This is a genomic window from Microbacterium rhizomatis (assembly GCF_008710745.1).
Taxonomy (GTDB): Bacteria; Actinomycetota; Actinomycetes; order Actinomycetales; family Microbacteriaceae; genus Microbacterium; species Microbacterium rhizomatis.
The window spans coordinates 212,092-233,831 of sequence record NZ_VYSA01000001.1 but is presented as its reverse complement, the minus strand read 5'-3'; the positions used below and the strand labels follow the sequence as shown (position 1 = coordinate 233,831).

23 protein-coding genes are annotated in these 21,740 nt (G+C 70.7%); 13 read left to right on the top strand and 10 right to left on the bottom strand.

Features of this window, described 5'->3' with window-relative positions:
- Positions 1-13 precede the first annotated feature (13 nt).
- The 8 genes from F6B43_RS01180 to F6B43_RS01145 all read right to left on the bottom strand — a co-directional run bounded on the left by F6B43_RS01180 (position 14) and on the right by F6B43_RS01145 (position 6,311).
- Positions 14-871 (bottom strand): F510_1955 family glycosylhydrolase, encoded by an 858-nt coding sequence (locus F6B43_RS01180; RefSeq protein WP_150447127.1) that lies wholly within the window; start codon positions 869-871, stop codon positions 14-16.
- 196 nt (positions 872-1,067) lie between these two features.
- The gene (locus F6B43_RS01175; protein ID WP_036302052.1) at positions 1,068-1,703 is read right to left on the bottom strand and encodes a DUF305 domain-containing protein; all 636 of its coding nucleotides are present in this window, start codon (positions 1,701-1,703) and stop codon (positions 1,068-1,070) included.
- A gap of 105 nt (positions 1,704-1,808) precedes the next feature.
- Positions 1,809-2,300, bottom strand: a complete 492-nt coding sequence (locus F6B43_RS01170) for a DUF6153 family protein (protein WP_150447126.1) — start codon at positions 2,298-2,300, stop codon at positions 1,809-1,811.
- Positions 2,301-2,454: 154 nt separating this feature from the next.
- A complete protein-coding gene (locus F6B43_RS01165; RefSeq protein ID WP_021065011.1) occupies positions 2,455-3,036 on the bottom strand; it encodes a hypothetical protein in 582 nt (193 codons plus the stop codon).
- A gap of 29 nt (positions 3,037-3,065) precedes the next feature.
- Positions 3,066-3,329 carry a YHS domain-containing protein gene (locus F6B43_RS01160; protein ID WP_021010667.1) on the bottom strand — a complete coding sequence of 88 codons (264 nt, stop codon included), beginning with the start codon at positions 3,327-3,329 and terminating at the stop codon, positions 3,066-3,068.
- A 21-nt stretch (positions 3,330-3,350) separates the two neighbouring features.
- Entirely contained in the window at positions 3,351-5,630 is a 2,280-nt protein-coding gene (locus F6B43_RS01155) for a heavy metal translocating P-type ATPase (RefSeq protein WP_021065010.1), read from the bottom strand.
- On the bottom strand, positions 5,627-5,980 hold the full coding sequence (locus F6B43_RS01150) for a heavy-metal-associated domain-containing protein (RefSeq protein WP_150447125.1): 354 nt from the start codon (positions 5,978-5,980) through the stop codon (positions 5,627-5,629). Before F6B43_RS01150 ends, F6B43_RS01155 begins: the two co-directional genes overlap by 4 nt.
- 46 nt (positions 5,981-6,026) lie before the next feature.
- On the bottom strand, positions 6,027-6,311 hold the full coding sequence (locus F6B43_RS01145; protein WP_036297866.1) for a metal-sensitive transcriptional regulator: 285 nt from the start codon (positions 6,309-6,311) through the stop codon (positions 6,027-6,029).
- Between the two features lie 93 nt (positions 6,312-6,404).
- Here F6B43_RS01145 and F6B43_RS01140 point away from each other — a divergent pair, with 93 nt between their 5' ends.
- The 3 genes from F6B43_RS01140 (at position 6,405) to F6B43_RS01130 (ending at position 7,979) form a co-directional block, all read left to right on the top strand.
- Positions 6,405-6,926, top strand: coding sequence for an AAA family ATPase (locus F6B43_RS01140; protein ID WP_246159739.1), 522 nt, complete (start codon positions 6,405-6,407; stop codon positions 6,924-6,926).
- Between the two features lie 160 nt (positions 6,927-7,086).
- A complete protein-coding gene (locus F6B43_RS01135) occupies positions 7,087-7,491 on the top strand; it encodes a four-helix bundle copper-binding protein (RefSeq protein WP_138172296.1) in 405 nt (134 codons plus the stop codon).
- Positions 7,488-7,979, top strand: a complete 492-nt coding sequence (locus F6B43_RS01130; protein ID WP_246159738.1) for a DUF305 domain-containing protein — start codon at positions 7,488-7,490, stop codon at positions 7,977-7,979. The genes F6B43_RS01135 and F6B43_RS01130 overlap by 4 nt, the downstream gene beginning before the upstream one ends.
- Here F6B43_RS01130 and F6B43_RS01125 read toward each other — a convergent pair.
- Complete coding sequence (locus tag F6B43_RS01125) at positions 7,976-9,127, bottom strand: acetate kinase (protein ID WP_150448346.1); 1,152 nt, start codon at positions 9,125-9,127, stop codon at positions 7,976-7,978. The two genes, F6B43_RS01130 and F6B43_RS01125, sit on opposite strands and share 4 nt — an antisense overlap.
- 209 nt (positions 9,128-9,336) lie before the next feature.
- Between F6B43_RS01125 and F6B43_RS01120 the strand changes: the two genes are divergently transcribed.
- From F6B43_RS01120 to F6B43_RS01085, 8 genes are all read left to right on the top strand, one after another.
- Complete coding sequence (locus tag F6B43_RS01120; RefSeq protein ID WP_150447124.1) at positions 9,337-9,780, top strand: DUF6153 family protein; 444 nt, start codon at positions 9,337-9,339, stop codon at positions 9,778-9,780.
- Between the two features lie 379 nt (positions 9,781-10,159).
- Positions 10,160-10,963: a M23 family metallopeptidase gene (locus tag F6B43_RS01115; protein ID WP_170285528.1), complete on the top strand. Its 804-nt coding sequence runs from the start codon at positions 10,160-10,162 to the stop codon at positions 10,961-10,963.
- Positions 10,963-11,850, top strand: coding sequence for a prolipoprotein diacylglyceryl transferase (gene lgt, locus F6B43_RS01110; RefSeq protein WP_150448345.1), 888 nt, complete (start codon positions 10,963-10,965; stop codon positions 11,848-11,850). The genes F6B43_RS01115 and lgt overlap by 1 nt, the downstream gene beginning before the upstream one ends.
- Positions 11,834-13,471: a cytochrome c biogenesis protein ResB gene (gene resB, locus F6B43_RS01105; protein WP_100345617.1), complete on the top strand. Its 1,638-nt coding sequence runs from the start codon at positions 11,834-11,836 to the stop codon at positions 13,469-13,471. Before lgt ends, resB begins: the two co-directional genes overlap by 17 nt.
- Complete coding sequence (ccsB, locus tag F6B43_RS01100) at positions 13,455-14,420, top strand: c-type cytochrome biogenesis protein CcsB (protein ID WP_100345618.1); 966 nt, start codon at positions 13,455-13,457, stop codon at positions 14,418-14,420. Before resB ends, ccsB begins: the two co-directional genes overlap by 17 nt.
- 26 nt (positions 14,421-14,446) lie before the next feature.
- Positions 14,447-14,716, top strand: a complete 270-nt coding sequence (locus tag F6B43_RS01095) for a hypothetical protein (RefSeq protein ID WP_100345619.1) — start codon at positions 14,447-14,449, stop codon at positions 14,714-14,716.
- 38 nt (positions 14,717-14,754) lie between these two features.
- The gene (locus tag F6B43_RS01090; RefSeq protein WP_150447121.1) at positions 14,755-15,384 is read left to right on the top strand and encodes a TlpA family protein disulfide reductase; all 630 of its coding nucleotides are present in this window, start codon (positions 14,755-14,757) and stop codon (positions 15,382-15,384) included.
- 35 nt (positions 15,385-15,419) lie between these two features.
- Entirely contained in the window at positions 15,420-16,103 is a 684-nt protein-coding gene (locus F6B43_RS01085) for a cytochrome c biogenesis CcdA family protein (RefSeq protein WP_150448344.1), read from the top strand.
- 108 nt (positions 16,104-16,211) lie between these two features.
- On the opposite strand, the gene F6B43_RS01080 is transcribed toward F6B43_RS01085, so the two are convergent.
- Positions 16,212-17,327, bottom strand: coding sequence for a DNA cytosine methyltransferase (locus tag F6B43_RS01080; protein WP_150447120.1), 1,116 nt, complete (start codon positions 17,325-17,327; stop codon positions 16,212-16,214).
- Between the two features lie 273 nt (positions 17,328-17,600).
- Between F6B43_RS01080 and mobF the strand changes: the two genes are divergently transcribed.
- Together mobF and F6B43_RS01070 are read left to right on the top strand one after the other, a co-directional pair.
- On the top strand, positions 17,601-21,161 hold the full coding sequence (mobF, locus tag F6B43_RS01075) for a MobF family relaxase (RefSeq protein WP_100345623.1): 3,561 nt from the start codon (positions 17,601-17,603) through the stop codon (positions 21,159-21,161).
- A gap of 155 nt (positions 21,162-21,316) precedes the next feature.
- Positions 21,317-21,655 (top strand): sulfate permease, encoded by a 339-nt coding sequence (locus F6B43_RS01070; protein WP_100345624.1) that lies wholly within the window; start codon positions 21,317-21,319, stop codon positions 21,653-21,655.
- Positions 21,656-21,740: the final 85 nt, after the last annotated feature.

The following is a 21,740-nucleotide window of genomic DNA, read 5'->3' as shown; positions in this document are numbered from 1 at the left end:
ATGGTGATAGCGGTCATTGTGCGGTCCCTGTCGGGAGGACGACGGTGGTCTCGGTGCCGTGGATCCAGACGACGCCGCGGTCGTCGACGAGCACGACCGCCCCATCTGCGTTCCCGAGCGCCTGGACGGTGCCCGTGGCGGCACCGACGCTGTCCCAGGATCCGGTGCCGGTGAGTCGCCAGAGGGTGCCGTCGGTGTCGACGCCGACCAGCCCGCCCGTGGAGTCCGCCTCCACCAGGTAGAGCGGCGGCGCATCCGCGACGAGGTCGAAGGTGGCGCCCGCATCCCGGCTCTCCTGCAGGCCCTGCCGCGTCGCGGCGTAGAGGGTGCCGTCGGTGGTGACGGTCAGGTCGGCGGCGGGGAGCTCGGCGCCGTCGATCCAGGTGGTCCCGCCGTCGGTGCTGGTGCGGATGGTGATCGAGCTGGACCCGATCCCGTGGATCGCACGGTCTCCGGCGGTGAGGACGTGGAAGTCCTCCTGCCCGGTAAACGCGACCGGCTCCCAGGTGGTCCCGGCGTCGGTGCTTCGGATGAGTCCCAGGTTGTGCTCGCCGAGCTCCGCCGGGGTGTTCGGTCCGGGGTGCCCGGAGGCGTAGAGGACGTCGCCGTCGGCGGTCAGGCCCATCGCGTCGAAGTCCGCGCCTCCCAGGGGGCCGGAGATGTCGCCGGTGTCGGTGAGGGTGTAGAGGCCGATGTGGGTGCCCAGCAGCACGGTGCTCCCGCCGAGGTCGACGATGCCGTGCACATGACCGAGACCCGTGTCCGGGGCGGGTGCCGAGATGGCGGTCGGCGTGGAGGTGCAGCCGGTCAGCAGCAGGCCCGCGGCAGCGGCGACGGCAGCGGCCGTGATCGTGGTGGCGTTGCTGCTCATGCGATCGCCTGGATGAAGAGGATGGTCGCCGCGGACAGGATGATCAGGGCGAGGATGATGCCCACGAAGCACGCGGCCAGAGTCCGGGAAGTCATGATGGGCCTTTCGACGGGCCGGCGCTGTCGGTCAGGACGGATGCGCCGGGCCTCGGGCGGGGCCAGGTCAGGGGTGGTCGGCCCCGCCCGAGGGGTTCGGGTCAGAGGGTGGCGAGGATGTCCTGCATGGTGGTGATCTCGGCGGTCTGTCCGTCGATGATCTGCTGGGCGAGCGCGGCCACGTCCGGGTTCTCGCCGTTGTTCAGCACCATCTGGGCCATGGTGACGGCGCCCTGGTGGTGGCCGACCATGCCCTCGAGGAACAGCCGGGTCGCCTCGACCCCGGTGGCGGCGTCCAGGGCGGCCATGTCGTCGTCGGACATCATCCCGTCGCCGTGGTCCATGCCGCCCATCCCGCCCATCCCGCCCATGTCGGACATGGAGTCGTCGTAGGGGATTCCCCAGTCCTCGAGCCAGCCCTTCATGGTCTGGATCTCGGGGCCTTGGGCGGCTTTGATCTGCTCGGCGAGGGTCACGACCCGCTCGTCGATGCCGTCCTTGGCCAGGATCTGATCGGCCATCTCGATGGCCTGTTCGTGGTGCGGGATCATCATCGTGACGAACATCTCGTCAGCGGAGTTGAACGATGCCTGCTCGGAGGGGGCGGGGGTGCCGCTGGTCATGCCGCCGGGGCCGTGGTCCATGCCGGGCATGGATCCGTCGGTGGGCGCGCAGCCGGCGAGCACGAGCGCAGCGGCGAGCGCGGCGGTGCTCAGCGCGAGAATGCGGAAACGCATGGGTGGGTGTCCTTGTCTAGTCAGTCGAATGGTGAGTTGATTCCCGAGCCGTATGCGGGCACGGCGCAGCATCTCCCGGCACAGCGGCGACGGGAGGGCGGGGAATCAGGTTCGACTGATCGACAGGACGATGAGGGAAGGTGGTCGGGGGTGCGGTAACGCGGTGAGCACATTCCGCCCGTGCAGGCGTAGCAGGGCGAGGACGGTGCCCAGGCGGGCCAGCAGCGCCGGGGCGAGCAGCACGATGGTGGCGGCCAGCAGCGCCAGCACGCACGCCATCATCAGCATCGAATGGTCCGGCATTCCGCCCGAGCTGTCGCAGTCGCCCTCGCAGTGCCCGCCCGAAGCCTCGGTGCCTGTCCCGATGGTGTTCTCGAGCATGCTCCCGGTCGCGACGGTGCCGCCCAGGTCAGAGTCGGGCGCGGCATGGGCGGCTTCGGAGGCCGCTGCGGGGGTGTCGGCGTGCCCGCTGGTGAGCGTGCCGGTGAGGGTGTGCATGGCCAGCAGGCCGGCGATCAGCAGGAGCGCGGTCGCGAAGGTCAGCAGCAGCCGGTGCAGCCCGGATGGGGCGTGCACCAGGGTTCGGATGTGGTTCACCGCCGACCTCCTTCCCGCGTCCAGCGTACCCCGGTGTGCCTGGATCCCCGCCGGCGCCGATCGGGCGCACGGCGGTCCTGCCCAGCCTGGTCGCCCGACCGATGCCTGGCCAGGGGCGATGGTCCCGGATGGGGACCGGTGCGCGGCAACCGGCTCATCGGCGGCCCGTTCCGGCACGGTGGGCCTTCTCCATCAGAGCCAGCAGCCCGAGGGTGTCGTCCTTGATCTGGGTGCGACCGACGACGGCCCAGTTGCGGGCGAGGTGATCGCGGAGATAGTCGAGGATGTGCTCGAGGGGGACGGTGTGCCAGGAGCCGGACCGATGGGGGCGGGCGGTGTTGCCGAACGCGACCGTGCGGATCAGGTGGCCCTCCGGGGCGAGGACCTGCCCGGCCGTCAGCAGCTCCTGGACGAGGGCGGGCGCGTCGGCGGGGGTGCAGCAGCCGAACCGGGCGAACGCGGCCTCCAGCACCGCGGGGTCGCGCATCGCGGGGTTCAGCTTCGGGGCGCCCTCCTTGACCTCGCCGACGATCATGTCCGGCGCCCCGGGGCGGGCGCCGAGGGCCGGGTCGGGGTCGTCGCCGGGGATGTGGTGCAGTCGGATCGCGAGGATGTCCAGGTCGGTGACGGTGCGCGGCCCGTCCGGACCGGTCGCGTCCAGCACCGGGTACTCGGCGACGGTGAAGTACCCGTTCACCCGCAGGTAGGCCTGCACCAGACCGACCGCTGTATCCATCCCGCGCCCCCTTTCCCTGCCGTCGTGGGTCAGGCGGCGTTGGCGTAGCGGGCGGGGTCGCCGTCGAACAGCGGCCCGCACTCGGGGCAGCAGAACCAGTACCGCGCGCCTTCGTAGTCACGGAACAGGCCGCGCTTCTCTGCCCACGCCGGGTCGACCTGATTGCCGGGCATGACCGGGCAGGTGACGAGGTTGGTCGCCCCGGCCGGGGGCTCATGGTGATGGTGCTCGTGGGATCCGTGATCGTGCGCGGCGTGCTCGTGGCCGGTGTGGTGCTCGTGGTCGTGCGTCATGGCGGTCTCCTTGCGTGGGTGTCAGGCGTGGACGGGGGTGGTGTCGCGGCTGGGCGTCAGGACGGTGGGCGTCGGGGCGGGCAGGAGGCGGAAGCGGCGCAGTCGGAGGCTGTTGGTGACGACGAACACGCTGCTGAACGCCATCGCGGCGGCGGCGAGGATGGGGTTGAGCAGGGCGAGCATCGCGACCGGGATCGCGGCGACGTTGTACGCGAACGCCCAGAACAGGTTGCCCTTGATGGTGCCCAGGGTGCGGCGGGCGAGCCGGATCGCGTCCGGGACCAGGAGCAGGTCGCCGGAGACGATGGTCAGGTCCGCGGCGGTGATGGCCGCGTCGGTGCCGGTGCCCATTGCGATGCCGAGGTCCGCTTGGGCGAGGGCGGCGGCGTCGTTCACGCCGTCGCCGACCATCGCGACCACCCGTCCGGATGCCTGCAGCTCGCGGATGGTGTCGAGTTTGCCCTGCGGGGTGACTCCGGCGCGGACGTCCTCGATGCCGGCGTCGTCGGCGATGGTGCGGGCGGCGCCGGGGTTGTCGCCGGTGAGCAGGATCGGGGTCAGCCCGAGCCCGCGCAGTCGGGCGATGGCCTCACGGCTGGTGGGCTTGATGGTGTCGGCGACGCTGATCGCGCCGCGCGCCTGCCCGTCCCACGCCACGACGGTCACGGTGGCGCCCGCGGCCTCGTCGGCCGTGATCGTCGCGGCGAGCTCGTCGGGGATCGCGATCGCCCATTGCCCGGTGATCCAGGTGGCGCGGCCGGCGGCGACCATGCGGCCGTCGACGATGCCCTGCACGCCTTGACCGGCCTCGGCGGCGAATGACTCCACGGCATCCGTCGGGCCGTCGGCTGCGGCGGTGATGGCGCGGCCGATGGGGTGCTCGGAGCCGTGCTCGAGCGCCGCGGCGAACCGGATCAGCTCCGCCTCATCGGTGCCGGGAGCGGGGTGGATGCCGGTGACGGTCATGGTGCCGGCGGTGATGGTGCCGGTCTTGTCGAGCACGACGGTGTCGATGCGGCGGGTCTGCTCGAGCACCTGGGGTCCGCGGATGAGGATGCCCAGCTGGGCGCCGCGGCCGGTGCCGACCAGCAGAGCGGTCGGCGTCGCCAGCCCCAGCGCGCACGGGCAGGCGATGATCAGGGTGGTCACCGCGGCGGTGAAGGCGACCTCCAAGGGCGCCCCCGCGATCAGCCACCCGGCGAACGCGGCCAGGGCGAGGACAATGACGATGGGGACGAAGACGGCCGACACCCGGTCGGCGAGGCGCTGCACCTGGGCCTTGCCGGTCTGCGCCTCCTCGACCAGCCGCGCCATCCGGGCCAGCTCGGTGTCGGCGCCGACGCGGGTGATCTGCACGAGCAGGCGCCCGCCGGTGTTCACAGTCGCGCCGACCACGCGGGAGCCGGGGGCGACTTCGACCGGCACGGACTCGCCGGTCAGCATCGACTCGTCCACCGCGGACATTCCCTCGGTGACGAGGCCGTCGGCGGGGATCTTCTCACCCGGCCGCACCACCACGACATCACCCGGAACGAGCTGTGCGACGGGGACACGCTGCTCAGTGCCTTCGCGGAGGATCACTGCGTCCTTGGCGCCGAGCTCCAGCAGGGCGCGCAGGGCCTCGCCGGACTGCCGCTTGGCACGAACCTCGAGGTAGCGGCCGAGGAGGATGAACACGGTCACCAGCGCGGCGACCTCCAGGTACACCTCGTGGCCACCGGCCTGCGGGGTGCCGACGAAGGTGACGCTCATCCGCATTCCCGGCATCCCCGCACCGCCGAAGAACAGCGCGTACAGCGACCAGCCGAACGCGGCCAGCACCCCGACGCTGATCAGAGTGTCCATCGTCGCCGCCCCGTGCCGGGCATTGATCGCCGCGGCGCGGTGGAACGGCCACGCCCCCCACACCACCACCGGCGCGGCCAGGGTGAGCGTGAGCCACTGCCAGTAGGTGAACTGCAGGGCGGGGATCATCGACAGCACCGCGACCGGCACCGCCAGCACCGCCGAGACGATCAGCCGCTGCCGCAGCGACGCCAGCTCATCGTCCCGCGGGATGGTCTGCTCAGCCGTGTCGGGCACAGGCGGGGCTGGGAGGCTCGCTCCGTACCCCGCCTGCTCGACCGCCGCGATCAGCTCCTCCACCGGCACCGGGGCCTCCGAGTGCACGCGGGCCTTCTCGGTGGCGAAGTTGACCGTCGCCTCCACCCCGGGCAGCTTGTTCAGCTTCCGCTCGACCCGCGTCGCGCACGACGCGCAGGTCATCCCGGTGATGTCGAGATCGACGTCCAGCGTGCTCATGAGGCTGCGGCGAGGCTGTACCCGGCCTCCTCGACCGCCTCCCGCACCCGCTCCGCGTCCACCGGGGCGGTGCTGGACACGGTCACCGTGGACACGCCGCCGGCGTGCAGGTCGACCTCGACGCCGGAGACCCCGTCGATCGCGGAGACCTCCTCGGTGACGCTCCGCACGCAGTGCGAGCACGTCATCCCCTCCACCAGGAACTGCGCCGACACCTCGCCCGATGCCGGTTGCGCCGTCGCGGAGGCGGTGGTGTTGGCCGTGGCGGCGTGGGAGGTGGGGGCGCAACAGGCGCAGCCAACGCCGTTCGTCGCCTGCAGGCCGAGGTCCTGGAATCCTTGTCCGGTCATGTTGTGCTCCTTTCGTGAGCGTGTCGATGCGTGTGGTGTGAACGTTCTAGGAGCGGACCAGCCGCGCGATCGCGGCGTTCGCCTCGCGGAGCTTCTCCTCCGCGATCGGGCCGCCCTGCGCGGTCGCCTGCGCGACGCAATGCCCGAGATGGTCCTCCAGCAGCGTCAGCGCGACCGACTCCAGCGCCTTCGTCGCCGCCGAGACCTGGGTCAGGATGTCGATGCAGTACACGTCCTCGTCGACCATCCGCGCGATCCCGCGCACCTGCCCCTCCGCGCGTCGCAGCCGCGCCAGCAGCGCCTGCTTGTCGTCCACATATCCGTGTGCCATTCCGACCACCTCCGATCCCGATGCTATACCCGCTGGGGGTATAAGGTGCTTTCGCGGTCGGATATTCCCGACCGCACAGACAGGAGGGCGAACGTGACCAGCTGGTACGTGATCACGGGTGGGCCGAGCTCGGGGAAGACCACCACCGTGAATCTGTTGCGCGACCGCGGCTACACGACGACGATCGAGCACGCCCGCCACTATCTCGACCTGCAGCGCATCGCCGGTCGCACCGTCGAGGAGGTCCGCGCCAAGCAGCGCGAGTTTCAGCGCGGCGTGCTGGACATGCAGCTCGCCGAGGAAGCCGCCCTCGATCCCGCCACGACGGTGTTTCTGGACCGGGCCATCCCGGACTCGCTGGCCTACTACCGCTTCCTGCAGCTCGAACCCGACCCGATCCTGGTGGCCGCGCTCGAGCAGGTGGACTACCGCACGACGTTCATCCTGGACCTGCTGCCGCTGGCGCCGGACTACGCCCGCACCGAGGACACCGCCGCCCAGCAGCGGATCCATCACCTGCTCACCGAGGTATACGCGGCGCTGCCGTTCCCGATCGTGCACGTCCCAGTGCTCGGGGCGCAGGAGCGGGTCGACTTCATCCTCGACCGGCTCTAGCGCCGGTCGCCGCTCCCGGGCACCTACTGCCCGGGTGTGGAAGGCAGGACTCCTCATAACATACCCGCCTAGCGTATGCAAGCCGGTCGCCGACCGCTGCGGCCCCGCCTACGGTTCTTCGCAACCGACCCGATACGGGCCGACGAGAAGGAGGACTGAGATGACCATCGCAGATCAGATGCTCCGGACCCACCCGAAGGATCTGGGAGACCTCGATCAGGCGGCACTACTGGCCTGCATTCAGGCCTGCGTCGACTGCGCCCAGGCGTGCAGCGCGTGCGCCGACGCCTGTTTGAGCGAGGACATGATCGCCGACCTCACCAAGTGTGTGAGGACCAACCTCGACTGCGCGGACCTATGCGAGACAACCGGTCGCATCCTGTCGCGGCGCACCGGCTACGACGCGAACGTCACGCGAGCCACCCTGGAAGCCTGCCGCACCGCGTGCGCGGCCTGCGCCGACGAATGCGAACAGCACGCCGGCATGCACGAGCACTGCCGGGTGTGCGCGGAAGCCTGCCGGACGTGCGAGCAGGCCTGCGAGAAGCTGCTCGGCCTGCTGTGAGCGACCACACCCCGCACGAACGGGCCTCGCACACCGGCGGTGCGAAGAGCTACCTCCGCCTGCTCATCGCGCTGGCCCTGAGCCTGGTGGTGATGTACTTCTTCACGTTCGCACTGATCAACGTCGTCGGCGATCTCTACCTGAACATCAGCAACCTCTACATGGCCCTGATGATGGTGTTCCCGATGGGCATCATCATGATCGCGATCATGTGGCGCATGTTCCCGAACAAGCCGCTCAACATCGGGCTCATCGTCGCATTCGCCCTGCTCACGGTCGGCGCGTTCTTCATGGGAAGGGCCGCGACGTTCGTGGGAAATCAGCAGTTCCTGGACTCGATGATCCCCCACCACTCCCGAGCCATCCTGCTCTGCGAACAGTCGAACATCACCGACCCGGAGATCAAAGACCTCTGCGGCGAGATCGTCGAGTCCCAGCAACAAGAAATCGATCAGATGAAGGACATCCTGCAGCGGCTCGGGAACTAGACCGGCCCTGCTGGATCAGCGTCGGGCCGAGTCACCGCGGCTAGAGACTGCCGGGCGATCTCGAGCTCCTCGTTTGTGGGCACGACCAGGACGGCGGTCGGGGAGCGGGAGTCGGAGACCGTCCGCGCCTCCCGCCCCGCCGTCGCGCGGTTGCGCTCGTCGTCGAGGCGAATCCCGAGACGCTCCATGCCGGAGACGGCGGCGGCGCGGGTCGCCGGGGCATTCTCGCCGACACCGCCGGTGAACACGATCGCGTCGGCGCCGCCGAGCTGGCCGAGATAGGCGCCGAGGTAGTGCCGCAGCCGGTGGTGGTAGACCTCCAGCGCCGCGGTCGCGGCGGGATCACCGGCGACCGCGGCCGCGTGAATGTCCCGCATGTCCTCGGTGCCGGCCAACGCGCGCAAGCCGCTCTCGCGGGTCAGCAGCTCCTCGAGCTCGTCCCACCCGAGGCCCGCTCGGCCGAGGGCGATGAGCACTCCGGGATCGACGTCGCCGGCGCGGGTTCCCATGACGAGTCCTGCCAGGGGCGTCAGGCCCATCGAGGTATCCACGGACCGCCCGCCGGCGATCGCGCAGGCGGAGGCGCCGTTGCCCAGATGGAAGACGATCAACCGCAGCTCCGACAGCGGCCGCCCCAGCAGCTCGGCCGCGCGGGCGGAGACGTACTGGTAGGAGATGCCGTGGAACCCGTACCGGCGGATCCGATGCTGCCGGACGAGCTCCGCCGGCAGCGCGTAGACGGCGGCTGCCGGCGGCAGGGTGCGGTGGAACGCGGTGTCGAACACCGCGACGTTCGGGATGCCGGGGAACACGGCACGGGCGGCGCGGATGCCCGCGAGATTGACCGGGTTGTGCAGCGGTGCCAAGACGGCGAGCTCGTCGATCTGCTGCTCCACCTCGTCGGTGATCAGCGTCGCGGAGTCGAACCGGCTGCCGCCGTGCACCACACGGTGGCCGATGACCGCGACGGGTTCGTCGCGCAGCTTCGCAAGCAGATCCCGGATCACGGCGTCATGCGCCGCCGGCTCGCCGCGATCCGTGTCGAGCCGTTCCACGAGGCCGCCCCGGATCGACGCGCCCGACTGCCCGTCGACCAGCTGCCACTTGACCGAGGAGGAGCCCGCGTTCAGCACCAGCACGACGGTCATCCGCAGCTCCCCAGGTGCCTCATCGTCATCGTCGTCGGATTCTACGGGGGCGCGCACCCCACGCCTTGCGCCCTTCGACCAGTCCAGCCTGGCCGCCGCCCCGGCCCCGGATCGCTTGATCGGCTCGAGGCTGTGGCCGCCGCTGGGATTCCGTCGCGTGAGGGCTGTACCCGGAGGGGGTACTGTTGAGGGTAGAAAGGCGGACAGGAATGCGAGGAATCCGGGCGGCGCTGCAACCAGCCGGCGCCACACGTCGCATCGCCTTGCTCGGCTTCGGTGTGGCCATCGCCGTGATCGCCGGCATCCTTGCCATGCATTCGTTGAGCCTGGAGGACAATCAGACCGGCTCCGTCACACCAGCCGTGTCGGTCGGGTCAGCCCAGGCGGAGCCCGTCGCGGCGACCGCGCCAGTGTCGTCATCCGATTCGGAGGGATGCGACACCATCGTCTGCACGCCCGGCCATGCGCTGGGCGCGATCGCCTGCATCCTTGCCTTGCTACTGACACTGTCGCTCCTGATCTTGGTGGATCGGTCCCGTTGGGACGAGCTCCTTGCGCTGCTCCGGCGTCACCTGTCGGTGATGCCGACGCCGCGGGGCCTTGCGTTGCGGGCTGCTCCTTCCCTCGTCACCCTGTCGATTAGTCGCACCTGATCCACGACGTCGCGCCGCGAATGGTGCGCGCGAGAGCTCGGTGCGTGTTGGTTCACTGATTTCGCCGGAGTACGCGCCCGGCTGAACCGCCCCTGGCTGCACCAGGGCGTCACCGCGAGTGGGTGGCTGCGCGAACGTTCACGCACAGCCCTGCCTCTCCGACCTAGCCGCCCGCGGCCGGCGCACCCTCGTCATGGCGAAAGCATGCTTGCCCGCGAGCGCCGGGACGGTGTCGCCGGCGCCGCGGCGGCCACGCCCCCGATCTACGACCCGTGAAGGATCTGATGTTCCGTTCTATGCCCTTCGTCCTCACCGCATTGGTGCTGCTCGCGGTACTCGCTGGTGGTGCGATCCTGTACTTCGCATTGGCGGTCCTCGCATGATCGCGGGTACCGCCGGGCACGACATACCGCCAACCCGTCGCCGCATTCGTGAGCGCGCCGCCGCAGCGCAGCAGGCGGCGCACGCGGCGCGACGACAGTCGCGCGCAAGGTGGCTACGCCGTCGCGGGGTCGCGCTCGTGGCAATGGCCGCGGTGCCCGCGCTTGCCGTCCCGCTGTCGCTCCCTTCGCCGTCCCCGGCCGAGGCTCTCGCTGCGCAGCAGCCGGAGACGGTGAGCTCACAGCCGCAGTCACTCACAGTCGGCGACCGCGCCGCGCCGGTGGTGCTGGACCGCGACGGCTTCTCCGCTAGCGTGCCGCTGCCCGATGGCGCGGAGCCGTATGCGTTCACTGCGGCCACCTTCGTGAACGATCCCGCCTCGCCGGTGCAGTGGCCGTTCACCACCGGGGTCCCGGTCAGTAGCCCGTTCGGCTATCGCATCCCGCCGTGCTCGTCGTGCTCGAGCTACCACAACGGGGTCGATCTGACCCCGGGGATGGGCACCTCGATCCAGGCGATGGCGGATGGAGTCGTGACGGTCGCGACCGACGAGGGCGGCAGTTACGGCACCTATGTGGTGATCCAGCACGAGATCGACGGGCAGCTGGTCGAGAGCCTCTACGCACACCTGATCGAGGGCTCGATCGCGCTTGAGGTGGGGGAGCGGGTTCGGGTCGGGCAGCTGGTGGGTTTGGTGGGTAACACGGGCCTGAGCACAGGGGCGCATCTGCACTTCGAGGTGCGGCCCGACGGCGAACCGGTCGATCCGTTCGTCTGGCTGCCGCCGAGGGTACGGTCGTGATGCCGCTCGACGTGCTGCCGGCCCTGATTCCGAGCCAGGACATCAGCTACATCCAGCTCGGGCCGCTGCGAATCCACTTCTACGCCGTGTTCATCCTCACCGGCATCGTGCTCGCCGTCGTCATCGCGGCGCGGCGGCTGCAGCGCGCGGGGCATCCGCGTGGCGCGGTGCTGGATGTGGCGATGTGGGCGGTGCCGCTGGGCATCGTCGGCGCCCGCATCTATCATGTGCTCACCCATCCGGGCGATTACTTCTATCCGGGCGCGGACCTGCTGCGGGTGCTCTACCTGTGGGAGGGCGGCCTGGCGATCTTCGGGGCCGTGCTCCTCGGCCTGGTCGGGATCATCATCGGCACCCGCCGGGCCGGGATCCCGCTGCTGCTGTTCCTGGATGCGCTAGCCCCCGGCATGCTCGTCGCGCAGGCCGTCGGGCGGCTGGGCAACTACTTCAACCAGGAGCTGTTCGGTCCGCCCACCACGCTGCCGTGGGGGCTGCAGATCGACCCGGGCAGCCCCGCGATCCCGCCCGGCACCCCGGAGGGCACGCTGTTCCAGCCGCTGTTCCTGTACGAGCTGCTGTGGAATCTGCTCGGCGCCGCGGTGATCCTCATCGTCGAGCGCATCCGCCGCCTCGACGGGCACCCCGCAGCGGGGACCGGGCTGAGCCTGGGCCTCTACCTGCTGTGGTACGGGTTCGGGCGGGCCTTCCTGGAGTGGATCCGGCTGGACCCGACCGAGCTGCTGGCCGGCGGGATCAAGGCGAACATCGTCACCGCGGTGATCGCGGCCGTGCTCGGCGTCGGCGTCATCGTCTACGCCCAGTGGCGCACCCGACGGGCCGCGGCCGTACCGGCCGGAAACGAGGCGGTGCATGCCGACGCCGAGTAGCACACCCGAGACGGACACCACCTTGCCGGGCGACCATATCGACCGCGCGGGAGAGTCCCCGAGCGGCCCGCGCCTGGGCGTGGTCGGCTGGTTGCGGTGGGGGTGGCGGCAGCTGACCTCGATGCGCACCGCGCTGATCTTGCTGTTGCTGCTGGCTCTGGCGGCGATCCCGGGGTCGTTGATCCCACAGCGGTCCTCCGATCCCAACGGGGTCATCCAGTTCGACCGGAACAACCCCGGCTGGGCCTGGGCAGTGCAGCTGCTGCAGCTGCATGACGTGTTCGGGTCCGTATGGTTCTCCGCCGTCTACCTGCTGCTGTTCGCCTCCCTCGTGGGGTGTCTCATCCCGCGCATCCGCCACCACGCCCAGGCTCTGCTGGCACAGCCGCCGGCGACACCCCGCAACCTCCAGCGCCTGCCGGCGCACGACCGTCGCCGCGTGGACGGCCCGCCGGAAGATGTGCTGCGCGCCGCGGAGAAGGAGCTGCGCCGCCAGCACTACCGGCTCCGCAGGCTCGACGCGGGCGGGGAGTGTTCGATCGCCGCCGAACGCGGCTACCTGCGCGAGACCGGGAACCTGCTGTTCCACCTCGCCCTGCTCGCGGTGCTCGTCGTCCTTGCGGTCGGCACCGGCTACCGCTTCACCGGGCAGCGCATCCTCGTCGAGGGGCAGACCTTCGCCAGCACGCGGATCGCATACGACTCCTTCACCCCTGGCCGGTTCGTGACCGACGCGCAGATCCCGCAGTTCACCCTCACCCTGGACCGGTTCCGCGTCGACTACGTCGAGGACAATCTCAACGCGCTGGGCATGCCGCGCGACTTCGACGCCCAGGTCACCGTCACCGCAGACGGCACGCAGCAGTCCTCGAGCATCCGGGTGAACGAGCCGCTGTCGGTAGCCGGCACCGACATCTACCTGCTCGGCAACGGCTACGCCCCGACCCTCACCGTCCGCAACCCGGCCGGCGACGTCGTCTTCAGCGACTCGATCCCGTTCCTCCCGCAAGACGCCAACCTCACCAGCCTCGGCGTCGTGAAGGTCCCTGACGGGCTGGCGAAGCAGGTCGGGATGATCGCCCTGTTCTACCCGACCCGCGCGATCGCGCCCGGAGGCGCCTCCTACTCCAGCTACCCCGACCTGCTCGACCCGGTCGTCACCCTGGACGTGTATGTCGGCAACCTGGGACTGGACAGCGGTGTTCCCGTGTCGGTCTACTCGCTCGACACCTCCGCGATGACCCAGGTCGCCGGCCGCGGCACCGCGACCCCGGCCCTCGAGCTCACGCCCGGCACCACCGCCCCGCTGCCGGACGGGCTGGGCACGATCGAGCTCACCAACATCCCGCGATTCGCGTCGCTGGACATCGCCCACGACCCGACCCAGGCGCCCACCCTGATCGCCGCGTCCGCCGCGGTCGCCGGCCTGGCCCTCTCGCTGTTCGTGCCCCGGCGGCGCATCTGGGTGCGCGTCGCCGCCCGCGGCGACCAGACGCAGCTCGAGGTCGCCGCGCTCGCCCGCGGCGACGACCCCCGCCTGCAGTCCACTGTCGACGCCCTCGCCGCCCGCCTTGAAACCGCGCCCCGACCACCCGGAGGATCCGATGACCCCGTTCCTTGACGCCCTGTCCCTGCTGCTGGTGTACTCGGCGATCGCCGTCTACGCGGCCGGCTTCATCGCCTACACCCTCGACCTCGCCCGACGCACCGCCCCGCGCCCCACGTCGGCGCCGGCCAAGGAACGGGTCCTCGCCGGGCCAGCCACGATGCCTCCTGCACCGCCCGGGGCCACGGAGCCCACGACGGAGCCGGCACCCGGCAGGTCGAAAGCGATCCGGGTCGGCTACGCGCTGACCGTGCTCGGCTGGGTGCTCCACGTCGCGGCCACGGTGCTGCGCGGCATCGCCGCCGAACGGGTGCCCTGGGCCAACATGTTCGAGTTCTCCCTGACCGGCACGGCGCTGATCATCGGCACCTTCCTGGCCGTGTCCATCCGGGGTCGCCTCGCGTTCCTGGGGACCGCGGTCCTCGGACTGACCGTGCTGCTGCTGGGCGTGGCGACGGTGAGCTTCTACGTGCCCGTGGTGCCGCTGATGCCCGCACTGCAGTCCGGGTGGCTGGTGATCCACGTCCTGGTCGCGCTGCTGGCCACCGCGTTCTTCGGCCTGGCGTTCCTGGTCAGCATCACCTATCTGCTCAAGTCCCGCCGCCATCCCGAGCAGACGACTCGGCTGCAGCGTCTCCTGGAGGCCACCCCGTCGGCCGAGGACCTCGACCGCCTCGCCTACCGGCTGACCATCGTCGGCTTCATCCTGTGGACCTTCACCCTCATCGCCGGCGCGATCTGGGCCGGGCGCGCCTGGGGCCGGTTCTGGGGGTGGGACGTGAAAGAGGTCTGGACCTTCATCATCTGGGTCCTCTACGCCGCCTACCTCCACGCGATGGCCACCCGCGGCTGGCACGGCCGCCGCGCCGCCGGGCTGTGCATCACCGGCTTCGCCGCCGTGCTGTTCAACTTCGGCGTCGTCAACGTCTTCTTCACCGGCCTGCACTCCTACTCCGGCCTCTGACCACACTCCCGAAAGGACCGCACCCCATGACAAGAAAGACCACCCCGCGCCCGAACAAGCCCGACGACTTCGAGGCCCGCTGGCGCAAGCACCGCCTCCTCGTCCGCCTCGGCCAGGTCCTGATCGGCGCCGGCGCGCTCGTCGCGATCATCCACTGGCTCGCCCACCTCGAAGCGTTCGGACCCGGCCAACCACCCGGCTGGCTCGACCTCGCCGCCGGCTACCCGACCGGGCTCGTCCTCGTCATCGCCGGCGCCATCCTCGCCGGGCGCAAGCGCCCCACCGCCAAGTCCTAGACCACCGGCTCACCACCGCTGCCTGAAAGCCCATAGCCATGCCCCCGAAACCCGACTCCGCCCACCCGCGCCGACGCTGGATCGCGGCACCAGTCGGTGGCAGCCTCGCCGCACTGCTCCTGCTGGCCGGATGCGCCGCCCAGCCGCCCGACATCACCCTCCCGCAGACCCCGAACGGGTACACCTCAGCCGACGACACGGTCGTGGAGATCCCCGCCGCCGAGCGCGACGCCCCGGTGACCTTCGGCGGTCCGCTGGACACCGGCGGCCAAGCCGACTCCACCGACTGGCTCGGCTCGGTCGTCGTCGTCAACTTCTGGTACGCCGCCTGCCCACCCTGCCGCGCCGAAGCCCCCGACCTTCAGGCGACATATGAGCAGTACGCCGACCAGGGCGTCGTGTTCATCGGCGTGAACGTGCGCGACACCGGCGCGACCGCGACCGCGTTCGCCACCGAGTTCGACATCACCTACCCGTCGATCCTGGACGCCGCGACCAGCGACGTGCAGTTCGCGTTCGCCGGCAAGTCCGCCCCGAACGCCGTGCCCACCACGATCGTCCTCGACCGTGACGGACGGATGGCCTCCCGAATCCTCGGCCGCATCCCCTCCCAAGGCACCCTCGCCGCCCTCATCGACACCGCCTTGACCGAGAGCCGCACCCCGTGAACGGCATCGTCGCCAACGGCGAACTCTGGCTCGCGATGCCGATCGCGTTGCTGGCCGGCCTCGTCTCCTTCGCCTCGCCCTGCGTGCTCCCGCTCGTACCCGGCTACCTCGGCTACGTCACCGGCGCATCCACCACCCGCTCCCGCTGGAGACCCCTGATCGGGGCCGGCCTGTTCACCCTCGGGTTCTCGCTCGTGTTCATCGCCTACGGCGTCGCCTTCGGCGCCGTGGGCAGCTGGCTGATCCGCTGGCAGGACATCCTCATCCGCATCCTCGGCGCCGTCGTCCTCATCATGGGGCTGGTGTTCATCGGCCTGCTGCGCGTCTTCCAGCGCACCGCGAAACCCGCCATCAAACCCCCTACCGGCCTGGTCGGCGCGCCGCTGCTCGGCATCGCCTTCGGCCTCGGCTGGACCCCCTGCCTCGGCCCCACCCTCGCCGCGATCTCCGCACTCAGCATCAGCACCGCATCCGCCGCCCGCGGAGCACTCCTGGCCGTCATCTACTGCATCGGCCTCGGTCTGCCGTTCCTCGCCGTCGCCGCCGGCCTCGGATGGGCAACCACCGCCACCGGGTTCCTTCGCCGACACATCCGCGCCATCAACATCGCCGGCGGAACCGCCATGATCCTCACCGGCATCCTCATGATCACCGGACTCTGGACAATGCTGATCTACTCACTCCAAACCCTCATCGGCGGAACGCTCCTGCCGATCTGAGGATCGCGGCTTAGGTTGCATTTGCGTCCACGGACGAGCGAGGTTCCCGGAGGGTTGGCTAACCTCGAAGGAGATCCCGGATTTCATGCGAAGAGGAACTGGTTTCGCCTAAGTGTCAGGATTCCACTGAAGAACATGAAGGGCTCGGACCGCCTGGCGAGGTAGAACGCCGTTGCCGAGCGCGGTGAGCTGTTCGCTGCTGCTCAGCTCGAGGTCGGGGTCGGTGACCCAGCCGTCTGGCAGGCCCATGAGCCATTCCACGAAGCGCGGCGCGGGACGGAGCTGACCGTCATGGTTCAGCACCGCCGGAGCTGGGGCGGGTCGTCCGCTGAGGTGTTCCCATCGTCGGATGGCTCCGGCGTAGTGTCCCCATCGTCGAACAGCTGCTCGATCAGCGGCCACAGTCCGACCGGCTCCTGGCCTCGCCTGCGTCGGGGGCCATTCTGCGCCAGGTCGATGATCTGATGCGAGAGGGCGATCGTGCCGCGTCGGGCTCGCACCTGTTCCAGCGTCTCCCCACCGCGGGCGACGTCCGAGGCTAGCGGGGTGCGGAACAGCGCGCCGAGCGAGGATGAAGATCCGAAATCGGGTGTGTGGTGCGCCGACGTGGGAAGCGGGTAGGCCAACCCAGCGAGCGTCGTACCGGAGGTCGGCCAGATCGCCGAGTACGGCTCCAAGTGCCCGTAGAGGTCGGGCTGGTGCGTCTCCCAGATCCCACGGGTCGGGTTCCATTGCGCGAAGGGCAGCCCGTGTCGCGGGGGTTGCGCGTTCGAGGACTGCGGAGAGGGGGTTGCGTTCATCGTGGTCGTCCTGCGGGTCGGGGCGGCGTGCGGTGGCGGAGAGCAGGCCGCGGACGTTCTCGGCGACGACCCACTCGGGTTGCAGCACGTCGATCGCCGCCGCCATCTGCGCCCACAGGCCCGAGCGGGTGCCCGGTGCGAGGCCGGCTCGCTTGCCGACCGTGGAGACGTCCTGGCAGGGGAACCCGCCGCAAATCACGTCGACCGGCGCGACCTGCCGCCAGTCGACCTGCGTGATGTCGCCAAGGTTGGGGATAGCGGGCCAGTGATGCGCGAACACGCGGGCCGGGGCGGGGTTGAGCTCGGAGAACCAGGCCGTGCGTCCGCCGAGGACGTGCTCGACGGCGAGGTCGAGGCCGCCGTAGCCGGAGAACAGCGATCCGATCCGCAGCGGGGCGGCCGGGGCGGGGGCTGAGTCGGGCATCGAGGTTCCTGTGCGGTCGGCGCGTCCCGGTTGAGGCACTCGCCGGGCTGGTCACCTTCCAGGTGCGCGCGACTCCCACAAGCTCCGCGGCTCCGCCCTCGTCTTCCCGGCGTCGATCGTTCGGCGCGGTGGCCTCGGATCGCGTTGCTGGGAGCACTGTTCGGCGCGGGCGGTCAGCCTGCCTTCGGTCGGCCCACGCCTCTTGCAGACGAGGTTCGGACCCGGCGCGAGCGCCGGGTCCGAAGGCGGTGGTCCCGTTCGCACCTGACGGGCATGACGGTCTCGATGCGGGTGATGAGCGCGGGCGAGGGTTACAAGTACCTGCTCAAGACGGTCGCCGCGGGCGACGGGAACCGTGCCTTGTCGACCCCGCTGACGCGGTACTACCTCGAGGAGGGAACCCCGCCCGGTCGTTGGATGGGCAGCGGCGTGCCTTCGCTTGGCGGCGGCAGGATTGTTTCTGGCGATCAGGTCTCCGAGGTTCAACTTCAGCTGCTCGTCGGCATGGGCCGTGATCCGGTCACGGGCGATCCGCTCGGCCGCGCCTACCAGGACTTCTCGACTGCTGCCGTTCGTGTCGAGGCGCGGATCGCATCGCTGGACCCGAGCCTGGGCCTGGTCGCTCGGGCGGAGGCGATCGCGCAGATCGAGGCCGAGGAAGCTGCGCGCGGGACGCGGCGCGCGGTCGCCGGGTTCGACTTCACGTTCTCGATCCCGAAGGCTGCATCGGTCGTGTGGGCGGTTGCGGACGCCGGCACGCAGGCGATCATCGCCGACGCGCACCATGCGGCCGTTGCGGAGGTGGTTGCGTTCATGGAGCGGGAGATTGCGGCCACGCGCGTCGGCGCAGCCGGACGCGACGGCGCCGTTGCACAGGTCGGCGTCGGTGGACTCATCGCAACCGCGTTCGATCACTACGACAGCAGGGCCGGCGACCCCCACTTGCACACGCACGTCGTGATCTCGAACAAGGTGCAGACGTTGCTCGACGGCAAGTGGCGGTCGCTGGACGGGCGGCCCCTGCACGCGGCGGTCGTCGCCCTGTCGGAGCTGCACGAGGCGGTGTTCGCCGACCATCTCACCCGCGTTCTCGGCGTCGAGTGGGAGGCGCGATCTCGTGGCCGGGACCGGAACCCGGCTTGGGCGATCACGACCGTCCCGGAGTCGCTGATCGCCCTGTTCTCCAGCCGGTCACGGCACATCGACGAGGAAGCCGACCGGCTGATCGAGCGGTACATCGCCGAGCACGGGCGGCGTCCGTCGCCGGCGACGATCGTGAAGCTGCGCGCGCAGGCGACGTTGACGACGAGACCGGACAAGCAGGTGCAGTCCCTCGCGGCGCTGACGGCGCAATGGCGTCGTCGTGCGAGCGCGACCCTGGGCGAGGACGCGACCGAGTGGGCGCGCCGGATCACCGACGCCTCGTCGCCGCCGCTGTTGCGCGCCGACGACATTCCCCTAGACGTGATACGCGAGCTCGGGCAGAGGGTGGTCGAGGTCGTCGGCGAGAAGCGGGCGACGTGGCGACGGTGGAACCTCTACGCGGAGGCCGCGCGGCAGACGATGGGCTGGCGGTTCGCCAGCACGACCGATCGCGACGCGATCGTCGGCATGGTCGCCGATGCCGCCGAGGCGGGGTCGCTGCGGCTGACCCCGCCGGAGCTGGCGAGCAGTCCGGCGATCTTCCGACGCTCGGACGGGACGAGCGCGTTCCGTCCGAAGCACGCCACGGTCTACTCCTCCGAGCAGCTCCTCGCGGCCGAGGATCGGCTGCTCGAACGGTCCCGGATGCTGACCGCGCCCACGCTCGACCTCGCCCAGCTCGAGCGCGTCACCCGCAGGCCCGACCGTCGTGGTCTCGTGCTCGGCGACGACCAGGCCGCCGCCTTGGCGACGGTCGCGGTCTCCGGTCGCGTCCTCGACGTGCTGGTCGGCCCGGCCGGCGCCGGGAAGACGACGGCCATGAGCGCCCTGCGGCGGGCCTGGGAGATGCAGCATGGGCACGGATCGGTGGTGGGATTGGCGCCGTCCGCGGCGGCGGCGCAGGTGCTCGGCGACGACCTTGGGATCGTCACCGAGAACACGGCGAAGTGGTGGCAAGACCACCTCGTGCGTGGCACGACGTTCGCAGCCGGGCAGCTGGTCATCATCGACGAGGCATCCCTCGCCGGGACACTCACGCTGGATCGGATCACCGCGCTCGTGGCACAGGCCGGCGCGAAAGCACTGCTGGTGGGCGACTGGGCTCAGTTGCAGTCCGTAGACGCCGGCGGGGCGTTCTCGATGCTCGTCCACGACCGGGACGACGCCCCCGAGCTGGTCGACATCCACCGCTTCACGCACCGCTGGGAGAAGGCGGCGTCCCTTGGGCTGCGCCACGGCGACGCCTCCGTGATCGACGAGTACGACGCCCACGGTCGCGTCCACGACGGCGACACTGACGCCATGACGGACGCCGCCTACACCGGCTGGCGCGGCGACATGCTCGCCGGGCGCGAGTCGGTGCTGATCGCGGAGACCCACGAGTCGGTCTCCGCGCTGAACCAGCGAGCACGCGCGGACCTGATCCTCGACGGCGCCGTGACGCCGCTGCGCGGCTCGGTCCAGCTGCACGACGGCACCCTCGCATCACCGGGCGATGCCGTCATCTCCCGCCACAACGACCGGCGCTTGCGGGCCGGGCGCGGCTGGGTCCGCAACGGCGACCGCTGGACGATGACCGCCGTGCGCAGCGATGGCTCGGTCACCGTCCGCCGCGCCGGCCGACGCCGCGGCGCGTCCCTGGTGCTGCCGGCCGGCTACGTCCGCGAACACCTCGATCTCGGCTATGCGGTCACGGCACACCGGGCGCAGGGACTCACCACCGACACCGCGCACGCCCTGATCGAGGCGACGACGACGCGGGAGAACCTGTACGTCGCGATGACGCGCGGACGCGACGCGAACCACGCCTACGTCGCCACCGGCCGACCGGACGGCGTGCATGCCGGCCCGCATCCCGGCGACAACACCGCGGCGAGCGCACGCACGGTGCTGTTCGGCGTCGTGCAGCACTCCGGCGCCGAGCTCTCCGCGCACGAGACGGTCACCTCCGAGCAGGAGGCATGGTCGTCCATCCGGCAGATCGCGGCGGAGTACGACACGATCGCCACCGCCGCGCAGCAGGATCGCTGGGTCGCCCTGATCCGCGCCAGCGGCCTCACCGAACGCGAGGCCGAGGACGCCATCGCCTCCGACGCCTTCGGCGCGCTCGCCGCCGAGCTGCGCTACGCCGAGGCCAACCATCACGACGTCGCTACCCTGCTGCCACGGCTGGTCGCCTCCCGCAGCCTCCACGACGCCCAGGACGTCGCGGCGGTCCTGCACGCGCGCCTGTCCGCCGTGACATCCAGGCCAGCCGGCGCGGGCCGCGCCCGCCGTGCGCCACGACTGATCGCCGGGCTCATCCCCGAGGCGGCCGGGCGGATGGACGCGCAGATGCGGCGCGCGCTCGATGAGCGCCGACAGCTCATCGAGGACCGCGCCCAGGCGCTCGCCCGCGCCGCCCTGGCCGAGCACCGGGCCTGGGTCGGGCACCTCGGGCAGCCGCCGGCCCGGCCGGCGCCGCGCGCCCGATGGTGGCAGGCGGCCGCCACCATCGCCGCCTACCGGGATCGGTACGAGGTCACGGCGGACACTCCGCTCGGGCCGGCCCCCGACGCGGCCGCACAGCGACTCGACGCCGCACGGGCGCGCGCCGCTCTGGAGCGTGCCCGCACGCTCGCCGACACGGGCGAGCGCGACACTTGGACACCGCCGGACCCTCGCGCCGAGCGCACCGGACCCGGCCTGTGATCGGCAATGCGCTTCCGATGTCGCACCTGTCGGCGTATTCTGCCTGCAGGCAGTTCCTTTCGGCGCCGTCGCTTGTCGCGAAGGCATGACCGCACCGTCAGCCGGCCGGTCCTTCTAGTTACTCGCTGCCGAGTCACTAGGAGAGGACCGCCCTCATGATCCGGCTACTCTGGACCCTCAGCGTCCGTACCCGTGCGTTCCTGCGCCGCTACATGCCGACCAACATCCTGCTCGACCGGATCCGCACCCGTCGCGGCCTCAAGTGGGGCGTCCCCGCGATGCTCATCGCCGTCCCCTACCTGCTCATCGCAGCGACCCTCGCCGCCGCGGTCGCCGACGGCGGCCCCGGCTGGCTGAACTTCCTAGTCGTGCTGTTCCTCTGGAACGCCGCGAAGTTCGCGTTCATCGGCCCGGTCAGCCTGATCCTGCTGGCCCGGACCCGCCTGCACGAGGCCCGCGCCCGCCGCGCGCAGGCCCGCTACGCCACCGCTTGACAGGACGCTCCCACCCATCTCTGGGCAACCCCTCGCCTAGTGGATAACGGTATTATCCCCTTGTGGGCGAGGTGAGACGACAAGG